The 16803-nt window shown below is 56.5% G+C and carries 14 protein-coding genes; 6 read left to right on the plus strand and 8 right to left on the minus strand.

Annotated elements, in window-relative coordinates:
* Window positions 1–1382 (plus strand): STY4199 family HEPN domain-containing protein (locus tag C3451_RS14200; protein WP_124304335.1); only part of this gene is annotated, 1382 nt, incomplete at its 5' end.
* Between the two features lie 110 nt (window positions 1383–1492).
* Here C3451_RS14200 and C3451_RS14205 read toward each other — a convergent pair.
* From C3451_RS14205 to C3451_RS14215, 3 genes are all read right to left on the minus strand, one after another.
* Window positions 1493–3142 (minus strand): alpha,alpha-trehalase, encoded by a 1650-nt coding sequence (locus tag C3451_RS14205; protein WP_032626866.1) that lies wholly within the window; start codon window positions 3140–3142, stop codon window positions 1493–1495.
* A 182-nt stretch (window positions 3143–3324) separates the two neighbouring features.
* The gene (gene gorA, locus C3451_RS14210; RefSeq protein ID WP_045622207.1) at window positions 3325–4677 is read right to left on the minus strand and encodes a glutathione-disulfide reductase; all 1353 of its coding nucleotides are present in this window, start codon (window positions 4675–4677) and stop codon (window positions 3325–3327) included.
* Window positions 4678–4747: 70 nt separating this feature from the next.
* On the minus strand, window positions 4748–5590 hold the full coding sequence (locus tag C3451_RS14215; RefSeq protein WP_045622206.1) for a 23S rRNA (adenine(2030)-N(6))-methyltransferase RlmJ: 843 nt from the start codon (window positions 5588–5590) through the stop codon (window positions 4748–4750).
* A 208-nt stretch (window positions 5591–5798) separates the two neighbouring features.
* Here C3451_RS14215 and prlC point away from each other — a divergent pair, with 208 nt between their 5' ends.
* On the plus strand, window positions 5799–7841 hold the full coding sequence (gene prlC / locus C3451_RS14220; protein WP_045622204.1) for an oligopeptidase A: 2043 nt from the start codon (window positions 5799–5801) through the stop codon (window positions 7839–7841).
* A 7-nt stretch (window positions 7842–7848) separates the two neighbouring features.
* The gene (gene rsmJ / locus C3451_RS14225) at window positions 7849–8601 is read left to right on the plus strand and encodes a 16S rRNA (guanine(1516)-N(2))-methyltransferase RsmJ (protein ID WP_032621975.1); all 753 of its coding nucleotides are present in this window, start codon (window positions 7849–7851) and stop codon (window positions 8599–8601) included.
* A 92-nt stretch (window positions 8602–8693) separates the two neighbouring features.
* Here rsmJ and uspA read toward each other — a convergent pair whose 3' ends face one another.
* Window positions 8694–9131 carry a universal stress protein UspA gene (gene uspA, locus C3451_RS14230; RefSeq protein ID WP_003861223.1) on the minus strand — a complete coding sequence of 146 codons (438 nt, stop codon included), beginning with the start codon at window positions 9129–9131 and terminating at the stop codon, window positions 8694–8696.
* Window positions 9132–9414: 283 nt separating this feature from the next.
* Between uspA and uspB the strand changes: the two genes are divergently transcribed.
* The gene (uspB, locus tag C3451_RS14235; RefSeq protein WP_003861224.1) at window positions 9415–9750 is read left to right on the plus strand and encodes a universal stress protein UspB; all 336 of its coding nucleotides are present in this window, start codon (window positions 9415–9417) and stop codon (window positions 9748–9750) included.
* Between the two features lie 54 nt (window positions 9751–9804).
* Here the strand turns inward: uspB and pitA are convergent, their stop codons facing one another.
* Window positions 9805–11304, minus strand: a complete 1500-nt coding sequence (gene pitA / locus C3451_RS14240; protein ID WP_022649706.1) for an inorganic phosphate transporter PitA — start codon at window positions 11302–11304, stop codon at window positions 9805–9807.
* A gap of 228 nt (window positions 11305–11532) precedes the next feature.
* On the opposite strand from pitA, the gene C3451_RS14245 reads away from it, so the two are divergent.
* Window positions 11533–12729: an NAD(P)/FAD-dependent oxidoreductase gene (locus tag C3451_RS14245; protein ID WP_023298827.1), complete on the plus strand. Its 1197-nt coding sequence runs from the start codon at window positions 11533–11535 to the stop codon at window positions 12727–12729.
* Window positions 12730–12759: 30 nt separating this feature from the next.
* Here C3451_RS14245 and C3451_RS14250 read toward each other — a convergent pair whose 3' ends face one another.
* A complete protein-coding gene (locus C3451_RS14250) occupies window positions 12760–13704 on the minus strand; it encodes a hydroxyacid dehydrogenase (RefSeq protein WP_045622202.1) in 945 nt (314 codons plus the stop codon).
* Complete coding sequence (locus C3451_RS14255; RefSeq protein ID WP_022649701.1) at window positions 13704–14396, minus strand: ribonuclease activity regulator RraA; 693 nt, start codon at window positions 14394–14396, stop codon at window positions 13704–13706. The genes C3451_RS14250 and C3451_RS14255 overlap by 1 nt, the downstream gene beginning before the upstream one ends.
* 169 nt (window positions 14397–14565) lie before the next feature.
* Between C3451_RS14255 and C3451_RS14260 the strand changes: the two genes are divergently transcribed.
* Entirely contained in the window at window positions 14566–15303 is a 738-nt protein-coding gene (locus C3451_RS14260) for an IclR family transcriptional regulator (protein ID WP_045622200.1), read from the plus strand.
* A 36-nt stretch (window positions 15304–15339) separates the two neighbouring features.
* On the opposite strand, the gene C3451_RS14265 is transcribed toward C3451_RS14260, so the two are convergent.
* Window positions 15340–16674 (minus strand): MFS transporter, encoded by a 1335-nt coding sequence (locus tag C3451_RS14265; protein WP_022649699.1) that lies wholly within the window; start codon window positions 16672–16674, stop codon window positions 15340–15342.
* Window positions 16675–16803: the final 129 nt, after the last annotated feature.

The following is a 16803-nucleotide window of genomic DNA, read 5'->3' on the forward strand; positions in this document are numbered from 1 at the left end:
ATGCGGAAATGACGGCCTTTACGCTGCAATTACGCTTGCTTCAGCAGCGCGTTCCCCAGTATGAAAGCGGGCAGGATGTCAGCGAAAACCAGCTGATTGCGGCGATGCGCTTCGTCACATCCCTTGAATATCTGCGTCTGCAACAGCCCCTTCTGACCTACGATACCGGGAGGGTGCCAGACAAGGCGAGCCAGCTCCAGGCGCAGAAACAGGTGCGTGCCATTGAGCTGATGATAAAAGGATTGATACAGCAGGCATGGCCCGATCCGGTGCGGCTGAATAATCCTCTTAAGACCTTGTTTAATGCTGAACGTGTGCGTCGCTGGCTGAAAAACGGTGAAATTAATGATGTTCTGAGCGGCATGTTATTTAGTGAGCTGGCCCAGCTGCTGGTGGATAAGAAAGAATTTAGCCGCTACTACACGTCGCTGTTTAACGCCCCGGACATGCTGACGCTGCTGGTAGAACCCCGCAAAACCCTGCAAACCTTCCTCGAAGATATCCGTCAAATCCGCAACAGCATCACCGTGCAGCAGCCGTTGAGCGGGGCGCAAATCCAGCTGCTCGACAGCTATTACACGCAGATCACCCGCTCCGTTCAGCGCGCGTTTGAGGAAGGGCGGACACGCGTTAACCCGGCGGCGCTGATGGCGGTGGATGAAAGCGAGCTGCATGCATTCTGGGAAAAGGCGCAAAAAATAGACCGCACCACAGGCGGCGATCTGTTTGAAGTGCGTGACAGCATAGAGAAACCGACTCAGCGCGCCGCGCGTACGCCAGAGCAGCGCGAACAGCTGATTTCCGGCGTGCTGTGGGGAGCGGTTGGCGTGATGGTTATCGCGATTGTCGTGGGAGGAGTCTGGCTGGTAACCAGCAGTAAACCGCAGCCGACTGTGGCCAGCACGGCATCTCCCGCGCCGGTGCAGGAGATGCGCGAAACGCCTTCCTCGCGAGAAACGCTGACGCGCATGGGTGTCACCTGGGATGAAAACAACTTCCGTTCAGCGATTAGCCGCAATGATACCCGCGTGGCGCTCCTGTTCTTGCAGGGTGGCATGGACTGGAAAATGTCATGGACGGAGGAGGCATTGTCGGCAGGCTACGATGACGTGCTGGAAGTGATGTTGCGCTACCGCCTGCAAATGACAGAGCAAAAGCCCTGCCGACGCTTTATTAATACGCTTAGCCATGCGATGGCGAACGGCGAATCGCTGACGTCTATGCGTAAGCAGTACTTGAAAGCATTCTGTACCATCCCCGCGGTAGTGAAACGTCAGCAGCACGACGCCGATATGGCAACGCGCCGCGCGAAGACGCAGCCCGATGCCAGTACAAAAAAATGGCAGTCCATCCAGACTGCCATTTATGAAGTGATCCGCTGATTATTTTTCCCCCTCACCCCGGCCCTCTCCCCAAAGGGGCGAGGGAGAAAAGGCCGCACCGTTAAGTCCCCTCTCCCCTCAGGGGAGAGGGTCAGGGTGAGGGGGGAGACTCAGGGCTCCCCATACAGCCCAATCAACCGCCGCACCACCCCATTCGTCCAGCCGAAGCCATCCTGCAACGGATACTCACCCCCGCCACCTTCGCGTGGCGTGCTGCTGGCGATGTGGTACTTCTCAATCAGCTTATGATGGGTTTTGTAGTAATGGTTTACCGTGTGCAGCCAGCTCCAGGCGATCTCATCCCCCAGCGAGTCGTTGCCGTACTGCTTGAACCCCTGGATCGCCATCCATTGTAGCGGTGCCCAGCCGTTCGGCTTATCCCACTGCTCACCTGTTTCATATTCGGTGGCGAGAATACCGCCCGGCGTGAGCAGACGGGCTTTAACGGCATCGGACAGCCGTTCAGCCTGCTCATGCGTCGCCATGCCCACATACAGCGGCACAATGCTGGCCGCAGAGAACAGCGCCAGGGCTTCACGGCGCCAGTCGTAATCACGATAACAGCCGTTCTCTTCGTCCCACAGATAGCGGTTCACCGCCGCGCGCCGGTCGCTGGCTTTCTGGCGGAACAGATCAGCCGTCTCTTTATCCCCTTTCGACGCTGAGATATTGGCGATAGCGCTCTCCAGTTTGAACAGGAATGCGTTCAAATCGATGGGGATAAATTGCGTCGTGCGGATACTGGCCAGCCGCGCAGGATCGCGCAGCCAGCGGGACGAGTAATCCCATCCTGAGGCTGCCCCGGCGCGCAGGTCGCGATACACCTCGTTCGGCGGACGACCGGAATGACGGGCGGTTTCAACGTCCTCAATCCAGGATTCATCCCGTGGCGTATCACGATCGTCCCAGTAGCGGTTGAGCAATGAGCCATCCGGCATGCGCACCGCACTGCGATAGGCCTGGTTGAGCAGCAGCGAGTCCGCCCCGTCCATCCAGAAGGCGTACTCCATCTTGAGATGCTCAAGATAGCGCTTCGCCCCGCGCACGCCGTCCTCTTCAAACAGCTCCACCATCAGGGCAAAAACCGGCGGCTGGGAGCGGCTGAGGTAGTAGGTGCGGTTGCCGTTCGGGATATGTCCGTAGCGCTCAATCAGCCAGGCGAAGTTATCGGCCATGCATTTCAGCAGATCGTTACGACCGCTTTCTGCCAGCCCCAGCATGGAGAAATAAGAATCCCAGTAGTAGGTCTCGCTGAATCGCCCGCCGGGCACAATATAGGCCTGCGGCAGCGCCAGCAGCGACGACCACGGGATGTGATCCTGCGGCTCGCGCGTCAGCACCGGCCACAGGTTATCAATGTGTTCTTTCAGGGAGAAGCCGGGATCAGAGACATACTCTTTACTGTAGTCCTCCGGCAGCCAGAAGTGATTCTCCACAAAGCGCGCCAGGTCAAAATCCCGATGACGACGCACTTTACGGTAGCGGATCAGGATATCCAGCGGGTCCATTTTCGGCGCGCAGTCTGGGAAAGTTTTGCTGTCCGCAAACAGCCGTGTCGACTGCACATGTTCGAACAGTTCAAGATAACGATCGGCAGGCGTCAGGGCATCGGAGGCAGGTAGCCCCTCGATCATTTCGGGTTCCGGCTCCGCCTCAATCATTTCATCCAGTTTCAACTCGCAGGGATCGGTCTCGTAGCGCAGCTCTTCTGCAATCTCGAACTCGATGTTCTCGGTAGCCTGTAGTTTCTGGTTGAACATGGTGATAAGGACCTCCGGTTGTGTGTTCTAAAAGACAGGTTTTTCCGGGCGTCTTATAAGCGTAGACATTCGCTTCGGTGGATGTGGAGGGATATGTGCGGTAGATCACGATTTTCGGAGCATTCGTTTTGCAACGATTTATGAATGTTAAAAAAATGCCCCTTTGAAGAGGGGCATCAATATCAACGCATTGTTACAAACTCTTCTGCCGCAGTGGGGTGGATCGCCACGGTGTTATCGAAGTCTTTTTTCGTTGCGCCCATCTTCAGCGCCACTGCGAAGCCCTGCAGGATCTCGTCCATGCCAAAGCCTATGCCGTGGATGCCAACGATCTTCTCGTCCGGGCCCACACAGACCAGCTTCATGCGGCACGGCTGACGGTGCGAGGTGACCGCGGTATACATCGCGGTAAACGCCGATTTATACACTTTCACCTGATCGTCGCCGTACTGCTCGCGCGCCTGCGGCTCGGTTAAGCCGACGGTGCCGATTGGCGGGTGGCTGAAGACCACGGTCGGGATGTTGCTGTAATCCAGATGTTCGTCCGGCTTGTTGTTAAACAGACGCTCGGAAAGACGACGCCCCGCGGCCACGGCAACCGGCGTCAGTTCTACGGCACCTGTGTTATCACCAACGGCATAAATACCCGGTACGCTGGTGTTCTGGAACTTATCAACGACGATGTAGCCTTTTTCATTGGTTTTCACCCCGGTTGCGGCCAGGTTGAAGTTGTCGGTGGCCGGTTCACGACCAATCGCCCAGATCAGGCAATCAACGGTCTGGCTGCGGCCATCTTCCAGCTCCAGGGTCAGGCTACCGTCCGCATTTTTAACCACCGCTTTTGGCACGGCGTTGGTGTGCAGGGTTGGGCCTTCGGCGTTCATCACCTCGACCAGCGTGTCGACGATTAGCGGATCAAAGCTACGCAGCGGCGCGTGTTTACGCACGAACAGGTGCGCTTCCGCCCCCAGGCCGTTAATCACGCCGGCCAGTTCAACCGCAATGTAACCTGCGCCCACAATGGCAACGCGTTCTGGCAGAGCAGGCAGCTCGAAGAACCCGTCGGAGTCGATACCGTATTCCGCGCCCGGAATGTGCGGGTGGCTCGGACGGCCGCCGGTGGCGATCAGGATGTGATCGGCGGTGATCGTCTCGCCGTTCACTTCGATCGTCTTCGCATCCACGAAACGGGCGAAGCCGCGGATCACGTCGACGTTATTCTTGCCCAGCACGTTATCGTACGAGGTGTGAATACGGTCGATGTAGGCGGTACGGCTGGCGATCAGTTTATCCCAGTCGAAGTGGTTGATGGTGGTGTCAAAGCCGTAGTCCGGGCCATACATATGGATAGCTTCACGGATTTGCGCGGCATGCCACATCACTTTCTTCGGTACACAACCCACGTTCACGCAGGTGCCGCCGAGTTCTTTGGCTTCAATCAGCGCACACTTCTGGCCGTACATGGCTGCACGGTTAATGGAGGCGATGCCGCCGCTGCCGCCGCCGATTGCGATGTAGTCATAATGCTTAGTCATAGCGTTGTCCTTAATCGTGAATTGCCGCGATTGTATACTTGAAATCAATAGTTTCCACCGATGGCTGCGATTACTCCGGCACGATCCAGCTTACGGTGGCGTGGCCCGTACCGGCTGGCACCAGCGTTTTGTGCAGCCACGGCAGCACGTTGTTCATCTGCGCTTCGAGCTTCCACGGCGGGTTAATCACAATCATGCCGGACGCGGTCATGCCGCGCTGGTCGCTGTCGGGGCGCACCGCCAGCTCAATCTGCAGGATTTTGCGGATGCCGGTCGCCTCCAGATCCTTGATCATGCGCTTAATTTGCGCGCGTAGCACTACCGGATACCACAGGGCATAGGTTCCGGTCGCAAAGCGTTTGTAACCTTCGTTGATACCGGTCACCACCGCCTGATAGTCGGTTTTGATTTCGTACGGCGGGTCGATCAGCACCAGGCCGCGACGCGAAACCGGCGGTAGTTTGGCTTTTAGCTGCTGGTAGCCATCGGCTTTGTCCACGCGGGCGCGGTTATCTTTCTGAAACTCAGCGCGCAGCAGCGGGAAGTCGCTTGGGTGCAGCTCGGTCAACTGGAGGCTGTCCTGCTCGCGCAGCAGCTGGCGGGCAATCAGCGGAGAGCCAGGGTAATAGCGCAGCTGGCCGTTGCGGTTGAAATGATTCACCACGCCGATGTACGGCTCCAGTTCGGCAGGCAGATCGTCCTGCTGCCAGATACGGGCGATGCCTTCCAGATATTCACCGGTACGCTCGGCATGTTCGCCGCTCAGCTGATAACGGCCCGCCCCCGCGTGGGTGTCCAGGTAGAGAAACGGCTTGTCTTTCTCTTTAAGCGCTTCAATGATCAGGCTCTGAACGGTGTGTTTAAGGACGTCGGCGTGGTTGCCAGCGTGGAAGCTGTGGCGATAACTGAGCATGGGTAATGATTTTCCGCTGAATTGACGATTTTCCACAGTTTACAGCAGAACGGCACAGATTACCCGTAGGCCCGGTAAGCGCAGCGCCACAGGGCGTTTTTCGACAACCTCCGGCATTGAAATCCTCTACACTTAACCCCATTACAGAAAACAATATGCACAGCGCCGGATGCGCGCTTCATTCATCTATTTCAACAGGACAGCGTTTATGACCAATCCATTACTGACGCCTTTTTCGTTGCCACCGTTTTCTAAAATCCTCCCTGAGCATGTGGTTCCAGCCGTTACCCAGTCGCTGGAAAACTGCCGCGCGGCGGTAGAGAACGTGGTCGCGCAGGGCGCGCCGTACACCTGGGAAAATCTGTGTCAGCCGCTGGCCGAAGTGGACGACGTGCTGGGGCGCATTTTCTCCCCGGTGAGCCACCTGAACTCGGTGAAAAACAGCCCGGAGTTGCGCGAAGCCTACGAACAGACCCTGCCGCTGCTCTCCGAGTACAGCACCTGGGTCGGCCAGCACGAGGGGCTCTACAAAGCCTACCGCGACCTGCGCGACGGCGACCATTATGCCGAACTGAACACGGCGCAGAAAAAATCGGTTGATAACGCGCTGCGTGATTTCGAACTGTCCGGGATTGGCCTGCCAAAAGAAAAACAGGTTCGCTACGGCGAAATCGCCGCGCGCCTGTCCGAGCTGGGCAACCAGTACAGCAACAACGTCCTCGACGCCACCATGGGCTGGACGAAGCTGATTACCGATGAATCCGAACTGGCCGGTATGCCGGAAAGTGCGCTGGCGGCGGCAAAAGCCCAGGCCGAAGCGAAAGAGCAGGAAGGCTTCCTGTTAACGCTGGATATCCCAAGCTATCTGCCGGTGATGACCTACTGCGACAACCAGGCCCTGCGCGAAGAGATGTACCGCGCCTACAGCACCCGCGCCTCCGATCAGGGGCCGAATGCCGGTAAGTGGGATAACAGCCCGGTGATGGCGGAGATCCTCGCCCTGCGCCACGAGCTGGCACAGCTGCTGGGCTTCGACAGCTACGCGGATAAATCCCTCGCCACCAAAATGGCCGAGAACCCACAGCAGGTGCTCGACTTCCTGACCGATCTGGCGAAACGCGCCCGTCCTCAGGGTGAAAAAGAGTTAGCCCAACTGCGCGCCTTTGCGAAAGCGGAGTTCGGCGTGGACGAGCTTCAGCCGTGGGATATCGCATACTACAGCGAAAAACAGAAACAGCACCTCTACAGCATCAGCGACGAACAACTGCGTCCGTACTTCCCGGAAAACAAAGCCGTCAACGGTCTGTTCGAGGTAGTGAAGCGCATCTACGGCATTACCGCGAAAGAGCGTACCGACATCGAGGTCTGGCATCCGGACGTGCGCTTCTTCGAGCTGTATGACGAGAACAACGAGCTGCGCGGCAGCTTCTATCTCGATCTCTACGCGCGTGAGAACAAGCGCGGCGGGGCGTGGATGGACGACTGCGTGGGCCAGATGCGTAAAGCGGATGGTTCCCTGCAAAAACCTGTTGCCTACCTGACCTGTAACTTCAACCGTCCGGTGAGCGGCAAACCTGCTCTGTTTACCCACGATGAAGTGATCACCCTGTTCCACGAGTTCGGTCACGGCCTGCACCACATGCTGACCCGCATCGAAACCGCTGGCGTCGCTGGTATCAGCGGTGTGCCATGGGATGCGGTCGAGCTGCCAAGCCAGTTTATGGAGAACTGGTGCTGGGAGCCGGACGCGCTGGCGTTTATCTCTGGTCATTACGAAACGGGCGAACCGCTGCCGAAAGAACTGCTGGATAAAATGCTGGCGGCGAAAAACTACCAGGCGGCGATGTTTATCCTGCGTCAGCTGGAGTTCGGCCTGTTTGACTTCCGCCTGCACGCCGAGTTCAGCCCGGAGCAGGGGGCGAAAATCCTCGAAACCCTGGCTGAGATTAAAAAGCAGGTTGCCGTTATTCCAGGCCCGACCTGGGGACGCTTCCCGCACGCGTTCAGCCATATCTTCGCAGGCGGGTACGCCGCAGGCTACTACAGCTACCTGTGGGCCGACGTGCTGGCGGCGGATGCCTTCTCGCGCTTCGAAGAAGAGGGGATTTTCAACCGCGAAACCGGTCAGTCGTTCCTCGACAACATCCTGACGCGCGGCGGTTCAGAAGAGCCTATGGAGCTGTTCAAACGCTTCCGTGGCCGCGAGCCGCAGCTGGATGCGATGCTGGAGCATTACGGAATCAAAGGCTGATTGCTACGTGAAGATCTGCTTAGTAGATGAAACAGGCGCCGGTGACGGCGCCTTATCTGTTCTGGCGGCCCGCTGGGGGCTGGAACATGATGAAGAGAACCTGATGGCGCTGGTGATGACGCCGGAACATCTGGAGCTGCGCAAGCGCGATGAGCCAAAGCTTGGCGGGATTTTTGTCGATTTTGTCGGCGGCGCGATGGCGCACCGGCGTAAGTTCGGCGGCGGTCGCGGCGAAGCGGTGGCCAAGGCGGTTGGCATTAAAGGGAGCTATCTTCCGGACGTGGTGGACGCCACGGCGGGGCTGGGGCGCGATGCGTTTGTGCTGGCCTCGGTGGGCTGCCGTGTGCGGATGCTGGAGCGTAATCCGGTTGTCGCCGCGCTGCTCGACGACGGGCTGACGCGAGGCTATGCGGACCCGGAAATCGGCTCGTGGTTACAGGAACGTTTGCAACTTATTCATGCCTCCAGCCTGACGGCGCTGACCGATATCACCCCGCGCCCGCAGGTGGTCTATCTCGACCCCATGTTCCCGCATAAGCAGAAAAGCGCGCTGGTGAAGAAAGAGATGCGGGTGTTTCAGTCGCTGGTGGGGCCAGATTTAGATGCCGATGGCCTGCTGGAGCCGGCTCGTCAACTGGCGACGAAGCGGGTGGTGGTGAAACGTCCTGACTATGCGCCGCCGCTGGCGGACGTTGCGACCACTAACGCGGTGACCACCAAAGGGCATCGCTTTGATATCTACTCAGGTACGCCGGAATAAAAAAAGCCGGGTGGCGGCTTCGCCTTGCCCGGCCTACATTCAGTGCCGCTTGTAGGCCCGGTATGCGTTAGCGCCACCGGGCTTTTTTGCACTTACTCGTCTTCTTCGTCACGCAGTGGAACAATCAGCATATCCACGTGTACGGTGTTAATCAGCTGACGTGCGGAAGACATCAGTTTGCTCCAGAAGTCCTGATGGTGACCGCATACCACCAGGTCCATATCGTATTTCTTAATCGCATCAACCAGCACCTGGCCCAGATCGCCGCTACCGCTTAAGGTTTCTGTGATTGGATAGCCCGCGTTGGTAGAAAGCTCGCTCAGCGCGTGGTGAGTCTCTTCGGAGATGCGTTTCTGCATATCGCCGAGATTCACGTCGATCAGACCGGTGTAGAGGTCGGAGTAATTCACATCAACGTGAATCAGCGAAACTTTCGCGTTGTAGGGACGTGCCATGGATACTGCTTTATCAACCAGCACTTTACTCTCCGGGGAGAGGTCTACCGCGATAAGAATGTGTTTGTAAGCCATAGTGTTACTCCTTCCTTAAGTTATCGATGACTAAATGGGAAAGCCGTCGTCTGATGCTTTCATTACGGCCCAGTTAAACATATTTTTCAAGCTTTGGTGTTGATAACGATTAACCTTGTGGCAAAAAAATTAACGGATCTCCTACACTATTTAATGAGCCGTTCGGATATTAAAACGCGAACCGGATCGACTTTTAGTCATTCTTTCACTGAACTGTCTGTCAGGGCATTGGGGTGCGGTAGCTCAGGAGCCTTGCTTCGTGGGTGGACGCCGGGGAGGATGTATGATTAGCACCGTCGCATTGTTTTGGGCGTTATGCGTGGTTTGCATAGTGAATATGGCGCGCTACTTCTCATCGTTACGTGCGCTGTTAGTGGTACTTCGTGGTTGCGATCCGTTGCTTTATCAATATGTGGACGGTGGAGGGTTCTTCACCTCGCACGGACAGCCCAGCAAGCAGATGCGTCTGGTGGGGTATATCTACTACCAGCGCTACCGCGATCACCACGATGAAGAGTTTATCCGTCGCTGCGAGCGCCTGCGTCGTCAGTTCATTTTGACCAGCGCCCTGTGTGGTCTGGTTGTGGTGAGTATGATTGCGCTGATGATATGGCACTGAGCATAAAAAAAGCGGGTCAGTTTCCTGACCCGCTTTTTTGTCGCCTTCAGCCGATTAAATTAGCTTCAGCGAAATCCAGTACAGACCGCCAGACAGCAGGATGGACGCCGGGAGGGTGAACACCCAGGCCATCAGAATGTTGGTCACGGTTTTACGCTGCAAACCGCCGCCGTCAACAATCATGGTACCTGCCACGGACGAAGAGAGTACGTGGGTGGTGGAGACTGGCATACCGGTGTAGCTCGCCAGACCGATAGACACTGCCGCCGTCATCTGCGCGGACATGCCCTGAGCATAGGTCATGCCTTTCTTACCGATCTTCTCACCGATGGTGGTCGCCACACGACGCCAGCCAATCATCGTACCGATACCCAGCGCCAACGCGACCGCCATGATGATCCAGATTGGCGCGTACTCAATGGTGTTGAGCATATCGCCTTTCAGTTTCTTCAGCAGACGCTTATCGTCAGCATTGACCTCTGGCAGCTTCGCGACTTTATCGGTCACGTCGGAGATACAGAGCATGATACGACGCAGCTGACCACGCTGTTCTACAGCCAGTTTGTCGTAGCTTTCGATATCGGCCAGCATGCCTTTCGCACGTTCCAGCGCGTTAATCGCGTTTGCCGGGTGGCAATGGAACTCGCCCGGTGCAGTCAGTGCGCCAGAGTCAGGAGAAGGGATCAACTGGTCTACGCCGGTCGCTTTCTTCAGCAAATCAGGATGCTGCTGGAAGTAAGTCTCAACGTTGTTTACCGCATCACGGGTACGGGTGATCTCATAGCCAGAGGCGTTCATGTTAACCACGAAGCCTGCCGGTGCGACGCCAATCAGAACCAGCATCACCAGACCGATACCTTTCTGACCATCGTTCGCGCCATGAGAGAAGGCGACGCCGATAGCGGAAATGATCAGCGCGATACGCGTCCAGAACGGCGGCTTTTTCTTGCCGTCTTTCTTCTCACGCTCTGCTGGCGTCAGGTGGATACGTGCACGTTTCTTCGTGTTGCTCCAGTAGCGACGCAGGATGAAAATCAATCCACCCGCTACCACCAGACCGACGATAGGGGAGATGATCAGAGAGCCGAAAATACCCAGTACTTTAGGAAGGTTCAGCGCATCAACAACCGATGTACCGGTCATCAGGGCGTTAGTTAAACCGATACCGATAATCGCGCCGATAAGGGTGTGAGAGCTGGATGCCGGCAGGCCGAAATACCAGGTACCGAGGTTCCAGATAATCGCAGCAAGCAGCATTGAGAACACCATGGCCAGGCCATGACCGGAACTCACGTTAAGCAGCAGATCCGTTGGCAGCATATGCACAATGGCATAGGCAACGCTCAGTCCGCCCAGGAGGACACCAAAAAAGTTAAATACCGCCGCCATAACGACCGCAAGCTGCGATCGCATTGCGCGAGTGTAGATAACCGTTGCAACTGCGTTTGCAGTGTCGTGGAAGCCATTGATCGCTTCGTAAAACAGCACAAAAACCAGAGCAAGCAATAATAAAAGCCCGGTATGTAAATCCAGGCCGGCAAACAAATGTAGCATAGGACGTTACGCCATTTTGAGGACATGAACGCGGCGCATTATCCAGGACAAATGCGCAACGGGCAAAGTGAAATATAGACTTTTTTTGACATACCACCTGATTTGAGAAATGTGCCTGAATAGATAATCTTTAAATATCAATGAAATGGCTTTGTAATATCTTTTTACGCTGGTGCGACCACTGAGGAAACTTTACAATCCGCGGCAGTTAACGAAGAGGATTTTGACGTGGAAAGGTTTGATGCCGTAGTAATTGGCGCCGGTGCGGCGGGTATGTTTTGTGCGGCAATGGCCGGACAAGCGGGTCGTCGTGTGCTGCTGCTGGATAACGGAAAAAAGCCTGGCCGCAAGATCCTGATGTCCGGTGGCGGGCGCTGCAATTTCACTAATCTTTATGTCGAGCCTGCGGCCTATTTGAGCCAGAACCGTCATTTTTGTAAATCTGCGCTGGCGCGCTACACGCAGTGGGATTTCATCGAACTGGTGGGTAAACACGGTATCGCGTGGCATGAGAAGACGCTGGGACAGCTGTTCTGCGACGACTCTGCCCAGCAAATCGTGGATATGCTGGTGGCCGAGTGCGAGAAAGGCGGCGTAGTCATGCGCCTGCGCACCGAAGTGCTGGACGTCGCCCGTAACGAGCAAGGGTACACGCTGCAACTCAACGGCGAAACCGTCAGCGCCGATAACCTGGTGATCGCCAGCGGCGGCCTCTCGATGCCGGGGCTGGGTGCCTCACCGTTCGGCTACAAAATCGCCGAGCAGTTTGGCCTGAAGGTACTGCCCACGCGCGCCGGGCTGGTGCCGTTCACGCTGCATAAGCCGCTGCTGGAACAGCTTCAGACGCTCTCCGGCGTGTCTGTGCCGTCGGTCATTACGGCCGAAGACGGCACGGTGTTCCGCGAAAACCTGCTCTTTACCCATCGCGGTCTCTCGGGGCCAGCGGTATTGCAGATCTCCAGCTACTGGCAGCCGGGGGAGTTTGTCTCCGTAAACCTGGTGCCGGACTGCGATCTGGACGCCTTCCTCAATGAGCAACGCGCCGCGCACCCGAATCAAAGCCTGAAAAATACCCTGGCGATGCAGCTGCCGAAGCGTCTCGTGGAGTGCTTGCAGGTGTTAGGGCAAATTCCAGATGTTGCGCTTAAGCAGCTCAACAGCCGCGAGCAGGACACGCTGGTGGAGACGCTGACGAACTGGCGCGTGCAGCCAAACGGCACCGAAGGCTACCGCACGGCGGAAGTGACGCTGGGCGGCGTGGATACAAACGAACTCTCATCCCGCACGATGGAAGCCCGCAACGTGCCGGGTCTTTATTTCATTGGTGAAGTGATGGACGTGACCGGCTGGCTCGGCGGGTATAACTTCCAGTGGGCGTGGGCCAGTGCCTGGGCATGCGCGCAGGCACTCGCTGAGGGTAAATGACAAGCGGGCGCGGTCATTCATCATTGCATTTTAGGGGCTGACGGCGACGTCAGTCAGGTGTACAACGTCCAGAATATTGCTGGCGGCCACGGTTCCCATCTTGATGTATGACGCTGCGCTGACGCCGCCAATATGCGGCGAAATGATGACGTTATCGACGGTCTGCCACAGGTTCGGGGCGGTCAGTGGCTCGCTGGTAAAGCTGTCGAGTGCCGCGCTGTGCAAGGTTCCATCCTTCAGCGCGTGTAACAGGGCTTCATCGTTAATTAACCCGCCGCGCGCTGTGTTCACCAGAATCGCGTTACGTTTACAGTGCGCGAGCGTGTCTGCGTTGATCATTCCTCTGTTGTCGTCAGTGAGCGGACAATGCAATGAGATAACATCGGCACGGGATAAAAGGTCGGGTAAGGTGTTTGCCCGTTCACAACCAGATGGCATCGTTTTAGCGTAAGGATCATACGCCACAATCTGCATGCCGAATGCCTGCCCCACCAGCGCAACCCGCGAGCCAATCGCCCCCAGACCGATAAGCCCCAGCGTCATGCCTTCCAGCTCGATAGATTTGTGCGTGGCTTTATCCCAGTGCCCGTCGCGCAGGCGTTTATCGAGGGTGACCACGGATTTGGCACAAGCCAGAATCAATGCCCAGGTATGTTCTGCAACCGCTGCCGCATTGGCGCCGGGGGCGGAACGAACGGCGATATTACGCGCCGCTGCCGCTGGCTGGTCTATCACGTCAATGCCGCTTCCGTGTTTCGATATAACCTGTAATGCAGGGGCTGCATCCATGATCCTTGCGGTTATTTTGCCGTAACGCACCAGGATGGCCACAGGATTGTGCCGTTCGCACAGCGTAACCAGCTGATCTTCTGTGGGCTGGTGACCGGCATACACCACGTCAAAGTCTCGCAGCATGCTGACAGCCTGGTCCGCCAGGTCGCATCCCGTGACCAGTACAACGCGTTTATCTTCCATTACAGCGTCTCCCCGTCAGATAACATGCCTGCCTTACGCAGCGCGTCGTTAAGCCAGTGTGGACGTAAATCGCCCTCACGAATAGCAGCAAGACGTCGGGTCTCTGTTTCGAGTTTCCCTTTGGCCATGGCGATAACGGCCTGCACTTCATCACGCGGGATCACCACCACGCCGTCGATATCCGCGACCACCAGATCCCCGGCTCGTACCGTTGCACCAGCGATAGAGATGGGGTGATTAACCCGGCCAGGAATTGATTTTGTCGGGCCACAGGGGTTAAGACCGGCGGCGAAGACGGGGTAGTGCCCTTTACTCAGGGTATCGGCATCACGTACCGCCCCGTCAATGATGATGCCCGCAATACCGCTTGCCTGGGCCTGCGTCGCCATAATCTCACCGAGCAGCGCACAGGTCAGGTCGCCTTTCCCGTCAACAACCAACACATCGCCAGGCTGTGCTACGGCCATTGCGGCATGGATGGCCAGATTATCTCCCGGGCGCACCTCCACGGTGACTGCCGGGCCCGCAACGGCCATGTGAGGCGCGAGCGGTTTGATACGACCATGGAGTGTACCGCGGCGACCGGCAACATCCGCCAGAATGGCGGCCTGATACTCGGCAGCCTGGTGAACCTGTTCAGCCGATACGCGTTCGACCTGACGATTAATCAATGATTTTTCAGAAACGGACATATATGCCTCCATATTGTTTTACTGTGTACAATGCAGGTGTACAATACAAAACAACTATAGCGGTGTTACTTTCCCATTAGCCAGATCTGCGATGGCGTTTGTGATGTAAACACGAAGTGACTCACAAAAATTGAGGTACACTCACTGCCGAGCAGAAAAGGAGATGATGATGGGTAACGAAGGCGTTGTAGCGGTCGAAAAGGCGCTGGCTTTACTGGATTGCTTCCGTCCCGGCGATGAGAGCCTGACGCTGACCGCGCTGGCGCAGCTATCGGGTTATCACAAAACCACGGTTTACCGGTTAATGAATTCGCTTGAGCGAATGAACTATGTCGTCAGGCATGATGACGGCAATTATGCGCTTGGCCCACGTCTGCTTTACCTTGGCAAACTTTATGAACAATCTTTCCATCTTTCCCGGGTGGTGCAGCCTGAGCTTCAGGCGTTATCACAGGCCTCTCAGGAGAGCGCCAGCTGGTATGTGTTAGAAGGCGGGCAACGTCTGTGCCTGTTCCGGGCAGAAGCATCGCACGGGTTGCGTCACAGCAATCTGCCGGGTACTCAGTTTCCGCTGGACGATTCTGCCATCAGTAAAGTGCTTCGCCACTGGGGCCTTAATGACGCGCTGCCAGAGGGGGAGCCCGCTGTTCCGCTCTATACCGCAGGCGCCCGTGACCCGCATACTGCGGCGTTCGCAATGCCCGTCTTCGGCGTCAATGACAAGCTGGTTGCGGCGCTGGCGTTGACCGGGCCCATCTCCAGACTGACTGAAGATCGCCGTGAACAGGGGATCAGCCAGCTAATGCATGCCACCGCCAGCCGCCTGTCACAGAAAATGGGGGCCAGTAAGCCTTTTTGCCAGCAGTTTTATGGGGAAACGCAGGATACTGCGGAAGAGAGTCTCTAAGCATAAAGCGGGACGTGCGTCCCGCTTTTGTTATGTCTAATGGGTGACCTGCTTTTCATGCAACTGAGCATTGCTGGCCTGGCGTCCCATCACCAATACCGCGATACCCCCCGTGACGCATAACGCCGCCAGAGGAAGCATGGCCAGCGTGTGGCTACCCGTCCGTTCGTTGATAATACCGTAAGCGTTGACCATCACCGCACCGCCGATAAGGTTAGCGATGGCGCCAATTGCAGCCAGGCCCGCAGCCGCCGACGTGCTGCTCATCCAGCCTGACGCCAGCGCCCAGAAAGGCCCCTTCATTGAATACGCCCCTATCAGCATGATGCTCAGGATAACAATGGTGGCGGAAAGAGAGACGCTGACAAAGGCGGCAAATACGCCTGCGGCAATAATGAAAAGGGTCAGAGCGGTATGCCAGCGGCGTTCGTTGGTTCGGTCCGAACTGCGTCCCCACACAATCATCAGTACGGATGCCAGACCGTAAGGAATGGCGTTGAACAGACCCGTCTCCAGATTATCCAGGTGGAACGATTTCAGCAGCTGCGGTGACCAGACGCTGATGGTGGTGCCCGCTGATGACGCGCCTGCGTAAATCAGCGCCAGCAGCCAGATTTGACGATGCCTGAGCAGCTGCCATGTCGTCTGGTGTCCGATATTTTTTTGCTGTTGACGCTCGGTTTCAAGCGTCGTTTCCAGCCATTTTTTCTGTTCCGCGTTAAGCCAGTTAGCCTGGTGCGGACGATCGCGAAGAACAAACCAGGCGGCAATACCCAGCAGGACGGCGGGTAAACCTTCAATGATAAACAGCAGATGCCAGCCGCGCAGACCCAGCCATCCATCCAGCGACAGAATCAACCCGGACAGCGGCGAGCCAATAAAATTGGCCAGCGGGATCGCGACCATAAAGGACGCGATAATTCGCGCACGGTAGCGGGAAGGGATCCACCAGGTCAGAAAGAGTACGACGCCGGGGAAGAAGCCCGCCTCCGCGGCACCCAGCAGAAAACGCACGATATAAAGCGACGTCGTGTTTTGTACCAGTGCCATACACATGGATACCACCCCCCAGCTGATCATAATGCGGGGGATCCACAGACGTGCGCCAACTTTCTGCATTGCCAGATTGCTTGGAACTTCAAACAGAAAATACGCCACGAAATAGAGGCTACTGGCGAAGCCAAACGCCGCTTTGCTGAGACCGAGATCCTCATTCATCTGTAGCGAAGCCATGCCGATATTGCCGCGATCGATAATGGAGACCAGATAACTGACTATCAGAAACGGGAGGATACGCCAGATCACCTTGCGCATAGTCTCTCTTTCTATGTCCTCAGTGGCGGCAGTGCCATTACGAATATGTTCTGTCATGTGTTCCTCGCAGGGTCTGTTCTTGGTTTTATCAGGTACAACTCGGTTTTATTAAACAAAACCACTATAGCGTCGGCGCCTTCTTTTTATCCAGTTAATGGAAGGTTTAAATGATGTAAATAAGACGTG

The organism is Enterobacter sp. 301B (assembly GCF_003850715.1).
GTDB lineage: Bacteria > Pseudomonadota > Gammaproteobacteria > Enterobacterales > Enterobacteriaceae > Enterobacter > Enterobacter intestinihominis.

Excerpts from the sequence above, each read along its gene's own strand:
- C3451_RS14205 (WP_032626866.1), bottom strand. The coding sequence starts at position 3,142 with ATGTTCAACCAGAAACTACAGGCTACCGAGAACATCGAGTTCGAGATT.
- gorA (WP_045622207.1), bottom strand. The coding sequence starts at position 4,677 with ATGACTAAGCATTATGACTACATCGCAATCGGCGGCGGCAGCGGCGGC.
- C3451_RS14215 (WP_045622206.1), bottom strand. The coding sequence starts at position 5,590 with ATGCTCAGTTATCGCCACAGCTTCCACGCTGGCAACCACGCCGACGTC.
- prlC (WP_045622204.1), top strand. The coding sequence starts at position 5,799 with ATGACCAATCCATTACTGACGCCTTTTTCGTTGCCACCGTTTTCTAAA.
- uspA (WP_003861223.1), bottom strand. The coding sequence starts at position 9,131 with ATGGCTTACAAACACATTCTTATCGCGGTAGACCTCTCCCCGGAGAGT.
- uspB (WP_003861224.1), top strand. The coding sequence starts at position 9,415 with ATGATTAGCACCGTCGCATTGTTTTGGGCGTTATGCGTGGTTTGCATA.
- pitA (WP_022649706.1), bottom strand. The coding sequence starts at position 11,304 with ATGCTACATTTGTTTGCCGGCCTGGATTTACATACCGGGCTTTTATTA.
- C3451_RS14250 (WP_045622202.1), bottom strand. The coding sequence starts at position 13,704 with ATGGAAGATAAACGCGTTGTACTGGTCACGGGATGCGACCTGGCGGAC.
- C3451_RS14255 (WP_022649701.1), bottom strand. The coding sequence starts at position 14,396 with ATGTCCGTTTCTGAAAAATCATTGATTAATCGTCAGGTCGAACGCGTA.
- C3451_RS14260 (WP_045622200.1), top strand. The coding sequence starts at position 14,566 with ATGGGTAACGAAGGCGTTGTAGCGGTCGAAAAGGCGCTGGCTTTACTG.
- C3451_RS14265 (WP_022649699.1), bottom strand. The coding sequence starts at position 16,674 with ATGACAGAACATATTCGTAATGGCACTGCCGCCACTGAGGACATAGAA.